Source organism: Pseudoalteromonas sp. A601 (assembly GCF_002165575.1).
Lineage (GTDB): Bacteria > Pseudomonadota > Gammaproteobacteria > Enterobacterales > Alteromonadaceae > Pseudoalteromonas.
Genome location: NZ_MXQF01000053.1, coordinates 1 through 17,101, shown reverse-complemented (window position 1 = coordinate 17,101; position 17,101 = coordinate 1). Strand labels below are relative to the sequence as shown.

Annotated in this window: 13 protein-coding genes and 2 pseudogenes; 9 read left to right on the top strand and 6 right to left on the bottom strand. The window is 40.0% G+C overall.

From position 1 onward, the window contains the following. Nucleotides 1-364, top strand: a pseudogene (locus B5G52_RS20980) (transposase); the annotation flags it as partial. A 324-nt stretch (nt 365-688) separates the two neighbouring features. Here the strand turns inward: B5G52_RS20980 and B5G52_RS20975 are convergent. After that, nucleotides 689-1,993: an NAD(P)/FAD-dependent oxidoreductase gene (locus B5G52_RS20975; RefSeq protein WP_087534577.1), complete on the bottom strand. Its 1,305-nt coding sequence runs from the start codon at nt 1,991-1,993 to the stop codon at nt 689-691. Between the two features lie 223 nt (nt 1,994-2,216). Here B5G52_RS20975 and B5G52_RS20970 point away from each other — a divergent pair, with 223 nt between their 5' ends. Both B5G52_RS20970 and B5G52_RS20965 read left to right on the top strand, forming a co-directional pair. Continuing rightward, a complete protein-coding gene (locus tag B5G52_RS20970) occupies nt 2,217-4,163 on the top strand; it encodes an ATP-dependent DNA helicase RecQ (RefSeq protein WP_087534575.1) in 1,947 nt (648 codons plus the stop codon). Between the two features lie 45 nt (nt 4,164-4,208). Next, on the top strand, nt 4,209-4,529 hold the full coding sequence (locus tag B5G52_RS20965; RefSeq protein WP_087534574.1) for a YkgJ family cysteine cluster protein: 321 nt from the start codon (nt 4,209-4,211) through the stop codon (nt 4,527-4,529). 334 nt (nt 4,530-4,863) lie between these two features. Here the strand turns inward: B5G52_RS20965 and B5G52_RS20960 are convergent, their stop codons facing one another. The 3 genes from B5G52_RS20960 to B5G52_RS20950 all read right to left on the bottom strand — a co-directional run bounded on the left by B5G52_RS20960 (nt 4,864) and on the right by B5G52_RS20950 (nt 8,382). Beyond that, on the bottom strand, nt 4,864-6,486 hold the full coding sequence (locus B5G52_RS20960; protein WP_087534573.1) for a methyl-accepting chemotaxis protein: 1,623 nt from the start codon (nt 6,484-6,486) through the stop codon (nt 4,864-4,866). A 207-nt stretch (nt 6,487-6,693) separates the two neighbouring features. Next, nucleotides 6,694-7,311: a glutathione S-transferase family protein gene (locus tag B5G52_RS20955; protein WP_087534572.1), complete on the bottom strand. Its 618-nt coding sequence runs from the start codon at nt 7,309-7,311 to the stop codon at nt 6,694-6,696. 39 nt (nt 7,312-7,350) lie between these two features. Further along, nucleotides 7,351-8,382, bottom strand: a complete 1,032-nt coding sequence (locus tag B5G52_RS20950) for an NADP-dependent oxidoreductase (protein ID WP_087534571.1) — start codon at nt 8,380-8,382, stop codon at nt 7,351-7,353. 210 nt (nt 8,383-8,592) lie between these two features. Here B5G52_RS20950 and B5G52_RS20945 point away from each other — a divergent pair, with 210 nt between their 5' ends. Then, nucleotides 8,593-9,012: a hypothetical protein gene (locus B5G52_RS20945; protein WP_087534570.1), complete on the top strand. Its 420-nt coding sequence runs from the start codon at nt 8,593-8,595 to the stop codon at nt 9,010-9,012. 7 nt (nt 9,013-9,019) lie between these two features. Further along, on the top strand, nt 9,020-9,862 hold the full coding sequence (locus tag B5G52_RS20940; protein ID WP_087534568.1) for an SMP-30/gluconolactonase/LRE family protein: 843 nt from the start codon (nt 9,020-9,022) through the stop codon (nt 9,860-9,862). 344 nt (nt 9,863-10,206) lie between these two features. Here the strand turns inward: B5G52_RS20940 and B5G52_RS20935 are convergent, their stop codons facing one another. After that, nucleotides 10,207-12,945, bottom strand: coding sequence for a TonB-dependent receptor (locus B5G52_RS20935; RefSeq protein WP_087534566.1), 2,739 nt, complete (start codon nt 12,943-12,945; stop codon nt 10,207-10,209). A gap of 197 nt (nt 12,946-13,142) precedes the next feature. On the opposite strand from B5G52_RS20935, the gene B5G52_RS20930 reads away from it, so the two are divergent. Then, nucleotides 13,143-14,348 carry an anhydro-N-acetylmuramic acid kinase gene (locus B5G52_RS20930; protein ID WP_087534565.1) on the top strand — a complete coding sequence of 402 codons (1,206 nt, stop codon included), beginning with the start codon at nt 13,143-13,145 and terminating at the stop codon, nt 14,346-14,348. 1 nt (nt 14,349) lies between these two features. On the opposite strand, the gene B5G52_RS20925 is transcribed toward B5G52_RS20930, so the two are convergent. Next, the gene (locus tag B5G52_RS20925) at nt 14,350-14,847 is read right to left on the bottom strand and encodes a hypothetical protein (RefSeq protein ID WP_087534564.1); all 498 of its coding nucleotides are present in this window, start codon (nt 14,845-14,847) and stop codon (nt 14,350-14,352) included. 519 nt (nt 14,848-15,366) lie between these two features. Between B5G52_RS20925 and B5G52_RS20920 the strand changes: the two genes are divergently transcribed. The 3 genes and pseudogenes from B5G52_RS20920 to B5G52_RS20915 all read left to right on the top strand — a co-directional run. Then, complete coding sequence (locus B5G52_RS20920; RefSeq protein ID WP_087534563.1) at nt 15,367-16,200, top strand: tyrosine-type recombinase/integrase; 834 nt, start codon at nt 15,367-15,369, stop codon at nt 16,198-16,200. Continuing rightward, a pseudogene (locus B5G52_RS22575) lies at nt 16,197-16,430 on the top strand (transposase zinc-binding domain-containing protein); the annotation flags it as partial. The gene B5G52_RS20920 and the pseudogene B5G52_RS22575, both read left to right, overlap by 4 nt. Then, on the top strand, nt 16,413-17,101 hold a 689-nt coding region (locus B5G52_RS20915; RefSeq protein WP_369679941.1), incomplete at its 3' end, for a transposase. The pseudogene B5G52_RS22575 and the gene B5G52_RS20915, both read left to right, overlap by 18 nt.

Here is a 17,101-nt window from a genome sequence, read left to right as displayed (position 1 = left end):
GCAGAAGGGCTTGCCCCGGGGATGTTTATTTGGTAAGCAACCTCGGTTTTTATTACGTTTTTCAGGAATGAGCACTGCACAAAAGGCTAAAGGACTACCTTATGAGTTAACCTCGTACTTAACTTTAGTTGAAGCGACAGGTCGATGTATACGCGCTGATAAAAAAGGCTACATACCTAATAATTTAGCTCCATTACTTGATAGACTAGATTTAACTGCGGAGAATTGGTTAAAACTCACAAGTAAGTTTACAACCGTTTTCCATGGTCCTGTTGGAAGAACTGAATCGTTGAGTTTGTTTTGTGAACATCAGCATTTTAAACGCCGTGCCAATCTTACTAATTGTGAAAAGTTATTGGCGTAACTCTTGTTGTTTCCCGCAAATGATGTTGGTTTTATTAACATTGGTTACTGAAGCCTCTAAAGTTTACTTCTGTCTTATCTATAATCACGTTACTAAATTTTATCGAAAATTATAAATATGTTGAGCTTTTTATATTTCTTATCTGGAGAAATGATCATCATACTTTTATGATGGGTGTCTTTTTTATTTCATATTTAAAGTGGGTGTCTTGTTAATTTTTAGTTAATTTCAAAGCGCTGGTTAAAATATGAATATAAATAGCTGCTAATTTATAACCTTAGCTAGAAAAGTGAAGCGAATGCTTCACTTAAAAAGAGTTACTTATTAATGCAGTTTCATTTTTGGCCTTACGACACGTAGTACTTTTTCGCTTATCCATAGCGCAAAAGTTTTTGCACTACCGTGAATGGCGCGTTGGTGCATTCTATACAACGAAATATACATAAATCGGGCAATTCGACCCTCAATAAAAAAGCTGCTGCTAGTTAGGTTACCCATTAAGCTACCTACGGTGCTATAGCGCGATAAATTAACTAATGAACCATGATCGTTATACTCAAACTTATTGAGTGGTTGTTGGCGCAGTGTCGCGATGATGTTTTTTTCAACACATTGTGCCATTTGATGTGCAGACTGTGCGCGCGGAGGCACGAGTTTTCCACCGTCTTGGGTAAATGCACAGCAATCGCCAAGCACATAAATACGTTCATCAGCATTACTTTGTAGGTAATCATTAACCATGATTTGGTTGCTTCGAGTAAGTTCAAAAATGCCTAACTCTTTTACAAAATCAGGGGCTTTAACACCGGCGGCCCACACCATAATATCGGCATTAATATGTTCATCGTCTTGGGTTATAAACCCTGTTGCTGTCGCTTGTTTTACTTGGGTTTTTTCGCGCACAGTGACACCTAATTTTAATAGTTCACGCTTAGCTGAGCTGGCTATTCGCTCAGGTAGGGCTGGTAATATTCTTGGTCCAGCTTCAATTAAGTGGATATGCAAGCGTTTTGCAGACATATTAGTAAGCCCGTAAAGCTTGAGTAGATCAGATACATGATACAGCTCAGCAGAGAGTTCGACCCCTGTTGCTCCACCGCCAACTATGGCTATATCTAATGCATGTTGTGGGTCATCATCTTGATGTAGGCGAGTAAAGTTATCAAGTAATGCGTGCTGAAAGCGCTCTGCTTGTTGGTTTGAATCAAGGTAAAAACAATGATCTTTAATACCTGGAGTATTGAAATCATTACTTACACTGCCTATTGCAATGATTAAGTAATCATAATGCACTGTGCGCTGAGGTAATATCTGATGACCAAGCTCATCATTGAACGCGCTTAGGGTAATGGTTTTATTGGTATTATTTAGGCCACAAAAAGTGCCGAGTTGAAAATTATAATGATGCTTTGCAGCATGAGCAGAGTAAACAACACCATCTAAATCAGCGTCAATAGAACCTGTAGCCACTTCATGAAGTAGTGGTTTCCAAATATGAGTGCGGTTTTTATCAATTAGTAAAATATCTGCGTGTTTTTTCTTCCCTAGTTTGTGTCCTAATTGTGTTGCTAGCTCTAAGCCGCCAGCGCCACCACCGATAATCACGATTTTAGGATGTGTTGTTATCATTACGTTGCCCTCAAAAAGTAGAATACCTAAATAGTCTGGGCAAACTACTTAGGTATAGCGCCCATCAGGGCAATACCTTGGCAACAACTTTATTGTGCGCCTTTTATCCTTATTTGTCAGTAATAAAGACAAAGAAATCAAGCTGCAAAAAAGGTAACATGGCAGTTTATTAAATTTACGGCTATTATTTCCTTTATTAGGGAATTTAATGCAAAGGAATAACATGACGGCTTTAATTACTTCGCTTGAGCAACATTTTGGCTTTAATCAATTTCGGCCAGGTCAACAACAAACCATAGAGCAATTGTTAGATAACCAATCATCACTGGCCATTTTTCCTACAGGCTCAGGTAAGTCTTTGTGTTATCAATTAACAGCACTTCATTTACCTAATCTTACCTTGGTTGTTTCGCCATTATTAGCTTTGATGAAAGATCAAATTAGCTTTCTGAATAAAAAAGGGATTTACGCCGCGAGCCTTGATTCGAGCCAAACCAGTGAGCAAAGTCATACCATTATGAGTGATGTACGCTCAGGTAAAGTGAAAATATTAATGGTGTCTGTAGAGCGATTTAAGAACGAACGATTTCGTGAGTTTATTAATCAAGTGGCTATTTCAATGCTGGTAGTCGACGAAGCGCACTGTATTTCAGAGTGGGGCCATAATTTTAGACCTGACTATTTAAAGCTGCCTAGATACCGGGAAGAGCTCAATATACCGCTGGTTTTATTATTAACTGCCACAGCTACAAAAAAAGTAAAGCGTGACATGAGTGAGCGTTTTGCAATTAGCCCTGAGTGTATTGTCCAAACCGGGTTTTATCGTAGTAATTTAGATTTAAGTGTGTTGAGTGTAAAAAGTGCAGAAAAAGATAACACCTTAGCCAATATAGTACGTGAACAACAAGGGCCTGGTATTGTTTATGTGACGCTACAGCACACGGCTGAACAAGTTGCTGACACACTAAGCCGCCAAGGCTTACAAGCTGTAGCCTATCATGCAGGACTTGAAGATACCTTACGCTATGGTATTCAAGATGACTTTATGGCAGGTAAAATTAATGTAGTTGTGGCGACCATTGCTTTTGGCATGGGGGTTGATAAATCGAATATTCGCTTTGTTATTCATTACGATCTACCAAAATCAATAGAAAATTACAGCCAAGAGATTGGCCGAGCAGGGCGTGATGGTCAGCCATCAAACTGCTATACCTTAGCTAATCTAGATGGTTTAAATACTGTTGAAAACTTTGTATATGGTGATACGCCAGAGCTCAGCGGGATAACACATGTAATAAATGATATTCGCCAACATAATAGTGATCACCAAAGTGGTAGCAGACAATGGGAAATGCAAGAGTACAGCCTATCAAGCGATAGTAATATTCGCCAGCTTGCACTTAAAACCTTATTAGTACAGCTTGAAATGCAAGGTGCTATAACGCCTTTATATGCATATTATGCTGATTTTAAATATAAGTTTTTGGTGGATAAAACTCAGCTTCTTGGCCATTTTGACGCTGACAGACAAGCATTTTTGAACTTGATATTTAGCCATACCCAATTTAAAAAAATATGGGGAACGCTAAATTTTGATACCCTTACTCAAGCGGCTCAAGTTGATAGAAAGCGCGTGGTTGCAGCGCTTGATTACTTAGCAGAAAAAAATCTCATAGCCCTTGAAACCAAACGTATCACGCAAGTTTATGACGTTCATAACGAGGTTATTAATAAATCAGACCTAGCACAGCAGCTCCATAATTACTTTGTAGATAAAGAGCAAGCTGAGATAAAACGTATTGCAGCCTTGATCCGCTTTTTTGAACTAAATAGCTGCTTAAGCTATAACCTTGCTCGTTATTTTGACGATGCCCAAGCTCCTGAGCAATGCGGTCATTGCTCAGTGTGTAGAGGGCAAGCTGTTAAGCTTGAATACTCACAAACTCATAATTTTGCAGCGGATGAGGTTATCTACCAAAAGGTTGATGAATTACAGAGTCACCTTGCGAGTAAAGGTATTGAAAATGTGGGTGTTGAAACGCAGTGCCGTTTTTTAGCGGGGATGAGTGTGCCATTATTTGCGCGTAATAAAGTGCGCCAACTTAGTGGATTTGGCTTGTGCGAACTGCAGCGCTACAGTGAAATAAAAGCGAAATTACTGGCACGATAAACTCACTCAGGTATCCTAGAGGCTTATTCTTAAAAGTAAGCCTCTATGCCTCACATTGTTAATCCTGAACAAATACCTGTCACAGAGATCACCGCTTCAACTGAGGCAATTACATGCAGCAATTGCCAAGCATGCTGCTGCCAGTTAGAAGTACAAATACTCACCGATACTGGCGTGCCGTTTCATTATATTGATTATGATAAATGGGGCAGCGAAGTGATGAAACGTGCCGATGACGGTTGGTGCCAAGCCCTAGATCGCAATACTTTAATGTGCTCAATTTACGAAAACCGTCCGCTTATCTGTCGCGAATTTGAAATGGCATCAGACGAGTGTATCACCGAACGAGATATCGCTGGGATTTAAGCTGATACGGTACGAAGTACACTTTTGTTAATTGGAGTGGATGTCTGCGTTATTACTATGGCCTCTAGACCTAACGTGAATTGATAAAACCCCTTAAATAATAGCCATCACCGATGCTGATTTATTATGGGTGTCTTCGTTGTTTATATTCCGCGAATTTGAAATAGCATTTAGTAAATGTATCTCAAAGCTTAAACTTACTAGGATCGAAGCCCTACATTTAGAGTTTACTTTCTGAATTAGATAAGTGGGTGTCTTCGTTGTTGAGGGCTAAAAAAGGCACTGTTTAAGGTGCCATAAATTATAATATGTGGGTTTGCAGGAGTTTTACACTTTAATTAACTTTAAAGTAATTTATAAATTGTTTTAATGTTTTAGAAAGCCCAGCTAGTGCAACGGCTTCTTGCGCATTATTTTTTAGTGACACACTGGTCTCTAAAGACATTTTTGCTATTTCTTCCACGCCATTGCTAATCTCAGTCACGGTTGCCACTTGATTTGATGTAGCTTCAACTATTTCAACGACATTATTAAGAGAGTCATTCGCTTGCTGCTGAATTTCATTTAAAAGTTGGTTTGCTTCATTCGTTAAAGTTAAACCGTTTTCAACTTGCGGAACAGTTGTTTCCATTGCTTTTACAGATGCTTGTGTATTTTCTTGTACCTGCGTAATCATTTTTTCTATATCGCCTGTTGCATCTCCAGTACGTTGAGCAAGTTGCCTTACCTCGTCAGCAACAACGGCAAACCCACGACCAGACTCTCCAGCTCTTGCAGCTTCAATTGCAGCGTTTAATGCTAACAAATTAGTTTGATCTGATATGCTGCGGATCACACTTAAAATATCGCCAATGTGCTTAACATGCTCCTGAAGTACATTTACTTGATTAACCGTTGCTTTAACTGTAACTGATATTTGCTCTATTTCTGTCGCGACTTTATTAACAGCAATGCTGCCTTGCTGTGATAATTGAGCCGTTACTTTTGAATTATCTTCTGTTTGTCTCACTGAATCAGCAACAGACCGAATACTGGTACTCATCTGTTCAAGGTTTGATACCGCTGAATTAGTATAATCAACCTGCGCATCAGCAGCTTCTAGGGCTTGTTGAGACCCTGATGCCACACTTGCTGAGTGAGTTGATAACTCATCTGATGAATCAATAATACTATCAACAATAGATTTTAGTTTAGTTTGCATTAGCGCGACAGATGCCATCATACTATTTGGACAACATGAGTCTATTGTTGTGGTGAGATCCCCCTGCGCAATCTTTGCAATTAACTGTGCTGCTTCTTGTGGTTCCCCACCAACAGAATCGCGGATACGTAAACTAATCACATACGCTACACTTGCCCCGATGATCACTGCTAGTGCTGTGAGTATAATCATCCATAATTCAAAGGAACTGGCTACATCGCGAGTTTCTTGTGTGGTTATTTGGTTTGTTTGCTCTTGCAAGTTTATAAATTGGTTTATTACATCCAACCACTGAGTAAATGCAGGTCTTGCATCGCTTAGTAATACACGAGAGGCTTCGTTTATATTGCCGGCACTTTTAGCATCAATAATTTTCTCAATGTAAGGTAATGTACGCTGTTCTATTTGATTGATTTTTTCTATTAGATCTCGTTCTCTATTATTCATCTGAGGCGTTAATTTTGCCATCGCAAGACTTGAAGTTTGATAAAAAGAATCAAGTTCTCGGATAGTATTAAGTACGCCTATTAAGTCGTTTTGATTATTAATCAAAACCACGTCGCGCACAGCTATAGCTCTGTCGTGAACACTGCCTCTAAAGTTAATTGCGTAACGTTGTTTTACTGAATTTACATCAGTAATATGAGTAATATTAGAATTGATAAGACTTACTCTAGATATCCCAATGACAGTTAAAATCAACATCATTGATAATATTAGACCAAAGCCGGTAGCTAAACGCATGTTTATTGTCATTATTAATTCCAGTGAGCAAGATCAGCGTTAACTAGCCTGAGGTAAAGTTAAGAGATTCTATTATGCACTGATTCTTTTAATAAGCGCATAGTTTTTTCCTTTATTACCAATCTAATTTACATATGTAATTTAAAAAGAGTATGAAATTTTTTCTGAGTATCTAAAGTAGGGGCTAATTAGCCCCTTGTTAATTTACATTCAATGAAATTAATCGTATTTTTCTTCGAGCTCGTTTGCAGTGTGCCACTTTTCATGACTTTGTAATTGCGACTCATACTCTACTAAATTCTTAAAATTACTGAGCAGGCCTGCATTTTTTACAATTTCAACGATAAAAGACATCATAAAATCAGCTCCTGTTAAAGTATCGTTAATTAAATAACGTTTACCTTCTAGCTGGCTGTTAAAATAAGCGAGTATTTTTGCTGCTTCTGAATCTGCGTAATTTTCTAAAAATTGAGTTTTTGCGCCATCTTTTTGTACAAACATTTTCAGAAGTAGTGGTAAAATCGCTGAGCTCTCAGCAAAATGTAGCCACTGCTGATACTCTATATATTCTTTGCTATCAAGGCTTGGCGCAAATTTACCTTTACCATATTGAGTAATTAAGTAGTCAGTAATAGCACCTGATTCAGCAATAACTTGGCCGTTATCTTCTATAACAGGGGCTTTGCCTAAAGGATGAATTTGTTTAAGTTCGTCAGGAGCTAAAAATGTTTCACTATCACGTTGATAGGCAATAATTTCATAATCAATATCGAGTTCTTCAAGTAACCAAATAATTCGTTTTGAACGTGATTTATTTAAGTGATGTAGCTTTAACATGATTGTCCTTAAGCGCAGCAAGTGCTGCGCGTTGTAAATTTAAAGTGGTTGATTTACCTGAACAACGGTTTTACCGAAGTTTTTACCATTGAGCATGTCGTTAAAGGCTGATACCGTATTTTCAAGCCCTGTTACTAAATGCTCACGATATTGAATCTTCCCTTCACTGAGCCATTTCTGCATGTCAGTCGCAAATTCATCATAACGGTGGCCATAGTCATCGAATATAATAAAGCCTTGCATTTTTATACGCTTAGTTAGAATTTGCCCCATTAAAGCGCCCATTCTATCTGGGCCTTGTGGTAACTCAGTTGCGTTATATTGTGATACTAAACCACATAGCGGTACACGAGCTGCTGTGTTTAGTAAAGGTAGTACGGCGTCGAAGACTTTTCCGCCCACATTCTCATAATAAACATCAATTCCAGCGTCACACGCAGCGGCTAATTGTTCTGCAAGATCATCAGCTTTGTGATTGATACACGCATCAAAACCTAGTTTTTCAACAGCGTATTTGCATTTATCGCTTCCGCCTGCAATGCCAACGACTTTACAACCTTTGAGTTTAGCTATTTGGCCTACAGTTGCTCCAACAGGGCCAGTGGCGGCTGCTACAACGACGGTTTCACCTTCTTTAGGTGCACCAATATCAAGTAATCCCATATATGCTGTGAAACCAGGCATACCCATAATACCTAGTGCATAAGAAGGAAAGCTTGGGTCTTTACCTAACGGCATTAGGCCTTCACCATTTGATATGGCATAGTCTTGCCAGCCAGTATAAGCTAACACCCAATCACCTACTGCGAATTCATCATTATTTGATTGCTCAATTTGACAGACTGTTGCACCTACCATTACATCATCAATCGCCACCGGCTCAGCATACGATTTTGCATCACTCATACGGCCACGCATATAGGGGTCAAGTGAAAGGTAAATAGTGCGTAATAATATTTCACCTTGTTCAATGGTAGGAAGTTGAACTGTTTTTAGCTCAAAATTATCATCTGTTGGCGTACCGTGTGGGCGAGATGCGAGGGTGAGTTGTCTGTTTTGAATTGTTTGCATAAAATCTCCGTGTTTATAGGTGGCCGTAAATCTAAATGCTCAGCCGATTTATCGAGTATAAAATAGAGGTTAGGGCTCATAGGCTTTAATTCAATCGCGAGTTTATTTCTGTACAGGTAATTACTATTGCACAGCTGCAATAGTCATTTAGGTCGAAAAGAGGAACGCATTGTGTTAAAAATAGGCATCTAAAAAATATTAAGGCTTAAAATGAGACATTATTTTTCACTGAGCTTAGTAAGCTGTTTACTCGCAAGCTTTAATTTGAGCGCAAGTAATCAAGTGTTGTCAGTTGATCAGGTAGCCTTGCAAGGAATGCAATTTGCGTTTGATAATGACGCAAAAGTTGAACCTAAAAACAGTGATTTTACTGTTATTAATACGGTATTAATGAGTAGCGAGCAGGGGAATCGAGTGGCTGTCGTAACAATACGTAACGATGCATCAGGATCACGTATCATTGAAAACCAACACTTAATGGCGTTATTTGCAAATGGTGGCCGCAAGTCACCCTTATCACTTCCTGATGGCGTTAAATTAGAAGATGGTGAGCAGCGCTCGTTTACTATTTCGTTTGGTGAGTCGGATTACCCGATTTTAGCTGTGTATACTAGTAATAACTTAAATTAGGATAATAATGAAATACTTCATAGCAGCTGTCGCATTAAGTCTTAGCGCAACGCCAATACTTGCAAAAAATAGCACTGACTTTGTAACTGATAACACGTTTACAAAAGGTGTTGAAGGTCCTGTTTTTTATAAAGGTTATTTATATGCCGTTAACTTTGCTAAACAGGGCACCATAGGTAAGGTAGATAAGCTAGGCAAAACTAATTTGTTTATAAAACTGCCAAATGACAGCGTTGGTAATGGTTTGCAGTTTGATAGCCAAGGTAATTTATATATAGCTGATTACGTCAATCACAACATCTTAAAAGTGCCAGCGAATAGTCAAGGTGTTGAGGTGTTTGCGCATAATAGCGATATGAATCAACCTAACGATATTGCTATAACCAAACGCGGTGCTTTATTTGCAAGCGACCCAAACTGGACAAACAGTACAGGTAAGTTATGGCGTATCAATGCTGATGGTAGTACACAGTTACTCGAAGAAAATATGGGAACTACCAATGGTGTGGCGGTCAATAGCGATAATAGTAAGCTCTACGTGAATGAAAGTGTGCAGCGAGTTATTTGGCAATATGATTTAGATAGTGAACTAAACATCAGTAATAAGCAGCCATTAATTAAATTTGACGATCATGGTATGGATGGCATGCGCGTTGATAACCAAGGCAATATATATGTAGCCCGTTACGGCGCAGGTGTGGTATTAAAAATCAGCCCAACAGGCAAAATATTACAAACTTATATCTTAAAAGGGCAGCACCCAACAAATGTAGCGTTTAACGATGAGCAAACAAAGCTGTTTGTCACCATGCAAAAACGTGGGGCGATAGAAGTGGTTGATTTGGAGTAAAAAAGCCACGTGTTTCGAGCTACGGGCTTAATATTCCACGTAGGAACAAGCTTTAGCTGTGATTGTTTTAAATCATTTTGCAAAAAGAGAAGTGAATGAGAATAAATGAGAAATGCAAAAACAGTTATGGCTACGCGTTAACTATAGGACCTAGTCATTTTCCTAAACCCTAGTACCTTTTCGTTATACCTCTTCAGCGCAGCGTCTCATAGCCTCTTTGTGAATAAATCACTTTACCACCGAGGTTATGAGGCGCTTCGCTACACAGATAAAATAAAAAGCGCACCGGGCAGGGTGCGCTTTAAGGGTTTAATCCTGTGTTGCTAATAGCAATTAGGGATTAACTAAAAACTCGGTGAGTAACGAACGGCAACACCAAGAGTACGACCAATAACGCTATAATCACTCACTGCGTTAAAGTGATTTGCGCCGATTTCTGGTGTTGGTGGAGCTTTATCAAATAGGTTATCAATACCAAAGTTGAGTGCAATAGTGTCGGTTGCTTGCCATGATGCGGCAAAGTCCATGTAATCTTGTGCATCAATTGTTTCACTTCTATCTACAGCGTAGTCTACTTCACCAATTCTGCGCCAGCCTAATTGGAAATTCATGGTATCTAACTGCCAATCAAATGTGGCACGGTGTTTATAATCAGCCTGTAATATACTGGCAAAATCGCCAGAACAAGCACTGCCGTATGTACCTTTACAATCCATCGTTGCTACGGTGCTGTTATTTTGGCGAGTTTGTTTTGTAACAAAGTTTGCTTGATACGACAATCTAAAGCGGCCACCTAAGTCCATTGGTGCATCAAATACATAATTTGCTGCTAAATCTAAACCAGCTTGCTCAATGGCGGCAAGGTTAAAGTCATTAACAATGGCTGTGCTAATAAAGCCTGTGTTGGGATCGCGTAATACCGCGCCACAAAGCGGGTTATTTGGATTCGGATCGTCAACATAACAGCTTTGTAATGCAGCACCAGGCTGTATTTGGCTAACTGCATCGGTTACTCGAATACTGTAATAATCCAGCGATAAATCAAAGCCTTCAATATAGCTTGGTGTGTAAACAACCCCTAATGTATCTGATTCAGCTTGCTCTGGCTTAATATCAGGGTTGCCACCGTAAGTGTATGCTGCGGTACTGGTGTCAAACTCAGTGCCTGCAGCAGGTGCGCCAAATGCTGCACATTGAGCTGCGTCACCCGTACCAAGTAAACATGGATCACCGTCGTAACGCCCTGCCAAACGTGGTACAAATTGGTCGCTATTTTGATCAAATAATGCAAGCGACAGTGATGAAACTGGACTGGCAAACTCACCTAAGTTCGGCGCTCTAAATGCGGTTAGCCTATTTGCACGCACACGAATATCATCGTTAATTGCCCAGTTAATACCAAGTTTGTAGGTGTCTTCGGCTTCTGTATTTGAATAATCCGAAATACGGTAAGCACCTTCAAAACTGAGCTCTTTAGCAAATGGCATATCGACTAATATTGGCACCAGTATTTCAGCATAGAACTCACTGCTGTCAAACCAGGCATCCATATCAAATGCGCTAACAGAGGCAAAGCTAGTGCCGTTTCTAAATGCGTCTCCCGGGGTTTGTTTTCCGGTTTCTTTACGGTATTCATAACCAATCGCAAAGTCTATATAACCTGCTGGTAGTTCAAAGAGGGCGCTTGAATCGCCTGATAAGGTAGCCGCAAATACACTTTGAGTACGCTCTCTCGTGGTATAGAGCAGAGGGTCGCTAAAGTCGCTTAAATCTAAGTTAGGATCAAAAATATCCATGCTGTTAGCCATACTACTAAAACGGCTATTACCGCTACTATCAACTTTATAAGCATTGCTATAGAGCGTGGCTACTTCGTCAGTTTGGCCATATTGGCCATAAATATCGTAACGTAAATAGTCGTTTATATCGCCTTTAATGCCTAATTGAAATTGCAGTGAATCGCGCACAGCTTCGGTATTTTGAACGCCTAGGTTTAGGTTTCTATCAACATTAACTAATGCATTACCTTGATCGTCAAACGTCAGTTGTTGGCGCAGTTCATCAGGGATATATTGGTTATCTTGAGTGAGGGTCACTTGCTCATTAACAAAAATAGGTGTTTGCCCACTTGCACCTGCACCATTTACTGTGACTTTTGAATACATAGCGCGGCCATAAGCTATAGCACTGTCAGCTACATCAACATCAAATAGTAGACCAGCTGACAATCGTTCCATTGGTTGAGTTAGGTAACGATCAGCGGTGTAATCACTGGTTTGTCGATCAGTAACGACTTGGCCTGCATCGTCTATTGCAAGGCTGTTGCCCGATGCAACGTCAGTATAATAGCCACCGCTGTTGATCATGGCTGTACTATTCTCAAGTGCCCAGTCTCGTTCACCGGCCAAGAGTTCTTTACGCTCTGAATAGCCAACATAGCCGGTTACATGGCCGCTACCATCAGCAATATCACCACCAAAAATTGCTTCAAAGTTGAGCTTTTCATTACCGCCATCTGCGCTTTCGTAGCTACTTGAAAACTCGGCCCCTGTAAAATCATCATCAAGTACAAAGTTCACGACTCCCGCTACTGCATCAGCACCATATACGGCTGCTGCGCCACCCGTAAGCACATCAACTCGTTTAATGAGTCCTGCAGGAATGGTGTTTACATCAACAGAGTTACGAAAACTAAAAGGGACTGCACGTGTACCATCAATTAACACTAGCGTTCGGTTTTGACCAAGGCCACGTAGATCTATCGTAGAAGAGCCAAATGAATCACCCACAGTTGCGCCAGTACTATTTGCACCTGCTGCAGCTTGCGGTAATTTTGCTGTAATATCTTCAACATTGACTGCACGGTCAAGGTGAATTTGTTCTTCATCCACACTCACAACAGGACTGCTTGAAACCAACTCAGTGCGTTGAATTCGAGAGCCCGTTACAGTGATCACTTCAGGCTTTTTCTGCACTGAAGGTTGTTCTTGTGCTAATAAAGTGGGGCTTGTTGCTCCTAGGGCCAGAGCAATAGGCGAAAGTAACATGAGTGGGCGTAAGGACTTAGAGTTACAGTGTTTCATTATCATTCCCGTCATTATGTTTGCTATTATAGGTTGTTGTCGTTGTCGGCACATTTAATGTGATTGCCTAGTTTTAAAGCATTTTATCGATCATTGCAAATAATTATTCTTTATTTTTTGTTTTGTAAGGTATAAAGTATTCCTGTAGGCCGGATATCCCATTGTTAATTAATAGATTGATTTATAAGGTAAATTCTATGCATCAACACATACAGCAACTTTACGCCAGTGCAAAAAAACAACACAAATTAATAATAGGTCTGATGAGTGGCACATCATTAGATGGGCTTGATGTTGCTTTATGTAAGGTCTCAGGCCAAGGTATGAACACTAAGATAGAGCTGCTAGCATTTGATACTGTTGACTATGATGCTGATTATAAAAATAAAATAAAAGAAGTTTTTGCAAAACGCGAATGCGATCTGGAATTAGTAACGTTATTACACCCATGGGTGGGAACGCTTCACGGTACTATGGTAAATCAGTGTCTAGCTAAATGGAAAATCGACGCGGATGAAATTGACGTTATAGCTAGTCATGGTCAAACTATCTATCATTGTCCTAAAAACCAACATGGCCGTAATAATTTTGGTGATGCAACCTTACAAATTGGTGATAGTGACCATCTAGCTGTTACTACAGGTATCACTACCATTGGTGATTTTAGACAAAAGCATATAGCGGGTGGTGGGGAAGGGGCACCCCTTGCGGTATATGGCGACTACTTGTTTTTTACCAGCACCAATGAAAATCGAATATTACTTAATATGGGTGGCATAGCTAATTTAACCTATTTGCCTAAAAGTGCAGATCCCAGCGCTGTATTTAGTTCAGATATTGGCCCAGGGAATACTATTATGGATGCCTATATTCAGCGTTATTTTCAACCGCTTCATTATGATAAAGACAGTCAAATCGCAAGCCAGGGTAATATAAATCACGCATTATTAGACCAATTATGCAATAACGAGTTTTTCAATTTGTCTTTTCCAAAAACAACAGGGCCCGAAGTATTTAACTTGCAGTACTTAGCTGATGCACAGAAAGCAAGCGGTACCACAGAGCTAACACATGAAGATATAATGGCCACATTGAATCGCTTTTCGGCCCAGGTAATAGCTAATGCGATTAATGATTGTAGTAAAAAATTAGATAACGTAATGGTTTATGCTAGCGGCGGTGGAATTCATAATCCTTTATTAATGCAGCATATTTTGGCGCTTTGTCCTAAGTTAGTTGAGATTAAAAATACCCACTCATTAGGTATTGACCCCGACGCAAAAGAAGCTGTGTTATTTGCTATCCTTGCGAATGAATGCCTCGCAGGCGGAAAAAATCGTTTTGGCAATCCAGAGCAAGGGATTCCAAATGTGACTATGGGTAAAATTAGCTTTGCAGATTAGCTTAAAAGAACGATAAAATTGAGCTGCTAAAGTGAGTGAAATAGTGGCGTAATGAATGACTTTTAGTGCCGGTTGCGTTTGTTATAATCGGCGCTAAGTAACCACTTTCATGTGGTGTTATAATCACATCAAATTCAGCACTGTCTTTGAGAGTGGCATGAAGCCCGTGTAGCATCAGTTGTAAAACATATTCATTACTGTCATCACGAAAACCGATATGTGATAACACTAAACTAACGTGGCCAATTTCAATATCTTCAAGAGATAAAATGTGCTCCACACAGTAACGGGCATCACGAGCAAGCAAATGCGTTGCATTTAACGAAATAATATCACCTTCATGGGCACCCTCAGGTAATACGCAAACAAGACGGACTTCATGCTGAGCATTGGCAAATAAATACAAGGTATCGTATTCCATTGTATGTGCCATAGCCGCTGAAAGCGGGTCTTCAATTGATTGCAGTGCAAAGTTTAATCGCACTAGTGGATAGCTCATTTAGTTCTGTCGTCTTAGGTGATTAAGTTAAATCGGATACAAATTATCCATTAATTAGATTGCAGAATTATGACTGTTGTATAAACAAACATAGTTTATGGAGATAGTTCACTTAGTTTGTTCTTTCTGTTCCAAAGTTGGAATGGTTTCTTACAAGGCTGGAATGCAGAGCTATATGTGGCAAGGGCTACAGAGGAGGTGCTAACGTTCCCTATTTGGGTTTTTCTGATAGGGTTTAGAATCAGCGTGTTGAGCTACCAATAGCTTGATACATAACCCCGTAAATTCTGAGTCAATACTATATCTTTTTTTGCAGTTAATACAGCGTGGGTAGCGATTTGCATTCATGCGGGATTTTGTAACTGTAGTGCGTAGATCTTTAAAGTTTATGGGGCAGATTTGAGTGAAAAGAGACGGTCACAGTATTCTAGTGTTGAACTAAGCCGCTACGCGGAGATCCTATTCTGAACATTTGAGCCACACTTACCTTGGGGTTATCCCATAACTTGGAGGTAAGTCATGAATACACTCATAGAACAAGTCAAAACTGAAATAACCTATCGAGGTTATTCACAAAGTACATGTAAAAGCTACTGTGAGCATTTGCTTAAACTCAGCCATTACTTTAATAAACCGCTCGATTTGATTACGGATGACGAGCTTAACGCCTTTTTTAACGATCCCGCGATTCGTAAACTGTCTAGAGCAAGCCAAAAAGTACAGATAAACAGCATTTGGTTCTTGTTTAAGAATATTTTACACCGGCCACTTAACTTAGATATTGCGCTGCCAAAAGCAAAATTACGCGCACCCACCTATTTATCACGTGATGATATGCAGCGGCTTATAGAAAGCTGCACTGACATGCGATTGAAAACATTGATAGTGGTGTGTTACGGCTGTGGTTTACGTATTAGCGAACTGCTACGCATTAAAGTGCAAGACATCGATGGCCAGCGTAAAACTATTTTAATTGAACAAGGTAAAGGGGATAAATCACGTTACGTAGTTGTATCAGACAGTGTGCTGAATCAATTACGTTGTTACTGGAAAATGTATCACCCAACGGGTTGGATGTTTTACTCGCGATTGTTAATGGATAAACCTATGTCAGCATCGACCTTCAGGAAGCCATTGAAAAAACATGCACGGGCATGTGGTCTAGCGCACTGTAATCCACATGCTTTACGCCATGCTTATGCAACACACCAACTTGAATCAGGTATGCCACTTCATCAACTGCAACATCAGCTTGGCCATAGTGATATTAAAACCACGCAAAGTTACTTACACTGGTTACCTGAATTAGGGCATGGCGGCATTGATTTGCTTGCAGGTTGGGCTAAACAATGAGCGCTTTGCATCTCGCTGATATTTTAAGCTCAAATCTTGAGAATTATCGGCAGCACCATACGATGAGTCATCAACAACTGCGAGTCTGCCAACACCTTCAATCATGCAGAACGGGTCAGTTAGGTTACCAAGCATGGTAATGTGATAACTGTAGTGAAGTACAACAAATTGGGTGTAGTTGTCGAGACCGTCATTGCCCACGTTGTCAAGGCATGGCCACGGCTAAGTGGGTGCAAAAACAGCAAGAGGATTTATTACCATGTCGGTATTTCCACCTTGTTTTTACGCTCCCTCATGAGTTGAATATCATTGCTCATTATAACCCAAGTGCGTTGTACCAAAGTTTATTTAAAGCCGCATGGCAAACGCTGAGCAAATTTGCGAAACGAAAGAGGCATGGCCAATTAGGCATGACAAGCGTACTGCATACATGGGGGCAGAACTTAAGTCAGCATATCCACTTGCATTGTTTGATACCCGCAGGGGCGCTTAATAAATCGCATTGGCATGAAATAGAAAAAGGCTATTTATACCCCGTAAAAGCATTATCAACAGTCTTTAGAGGTAAAATGCTGGCGGCACTCCATGAATGCGATAGTTCATTCGCGAAGATAAACACGCCAACAAAATGGTGCGTGTATAGCAAAGCCTGTTTAACGTACAGTGAAAAGCTAGTTAGCTATCTTGCGCGTTATACCCGAAGAGGCGTGATGTCAGAATCGCGATTAGTGTCAGCGACAGAGGAAACCGTGAGCTTTAAATATCGCGATTATGCAGATAACAACCGCGATAAAGTAATGACACTGAGTTGTGATGAATTTTTACGGCGCTACTTACAACATGTATTGCCGAAAGGGTTTATGCGCATTCGCCACTATGGCTTTTTAGCTAATGCATGTCG

Bases quoted from the DNA above. Each gene is read 5' to 3' on its own strand.
- B5G52_RS20975 (WP_087534577.1), bottom strand. From the start codon at position 1,993: ATGATAACAACACATCCTAAAATCGTGATTATCGGTGGTGGCGCTGGC.
- B5G52_RS20970 (WP_087534575.1), top strand. From the start codon at position 2,217: ATGACGGCTTTAATTACTTCGCTTGAGCAACATTTTGGCTTTAATCAA.
- B5G52_RS20965 (WP_087534574.1), top strand. From the start codon at position 4,209: ATGCCTCACATTGTTAATCCTGAACAAATACCTGTCACAGAGATCACC.
- B5G52_RS20960 (WP_087534573.1), bottom strand. From the start codon at position 6,486: ATGACAATAAACATGCGTTTAGCTACCGGCTTTGGTCTAATATTATCA.
- B5G52_RS20955 (WP_087534572.1), bottom strand. From the start codon at position 7,311: ATGTTAAAGCTACATCACTTAAATAAATCACGTTCAAAACGAATTATT.
- B5G52_RS20950 (WP_087534571.1), bottom strand. From the start codon at position 8,382: ATGCAAACAATTCAAAACAGACAACTCACCCTCGCATCTCGCCCACAC.
- B5G52_RS20945 (WP_087534570.1), top strand. From the start codon at position 8,593: ATGAGACATTATTTTTCACTGAGCTTAGTAAGCTGTTTACTCGCAAGC.
- B5G52_RS20940 (WP_087534568.1), top strand. From the start codon at position 9,020: ATGAAATACTTCATAGCAGCTGTCGCATTAAGTCTTAGCGCAACGCCA.
- B5G52_RS20935 (WP_087534566.1), bottom strand. From the start codon at position 12,945: ATGAAACACTGTAACTCTAAGTCCTTACGCCCACTCATGTTACTTTCG.
- B5G52_RS20930 (WP_087534565.1), top strand. From the start codon at position 13,143: ATGCATCAACACATACAGCAACTTTACGCCAGTGCAAAAAAACAACAC.
- B5G52_RS20925 (WP_087534564.1), bottom strand. From the start codon at position 14,847: ATGAGCTATCCACTAGTGCGATTAAACTTTGCACTGCAATCAATTGAA.
- B5G52_RS20920 (WP_087534563.1), top strand. From the start codon at position 15,367: ATGAATACACTCATAGAACAAGTCAAAACTGAAATAACCTATCGAGGT.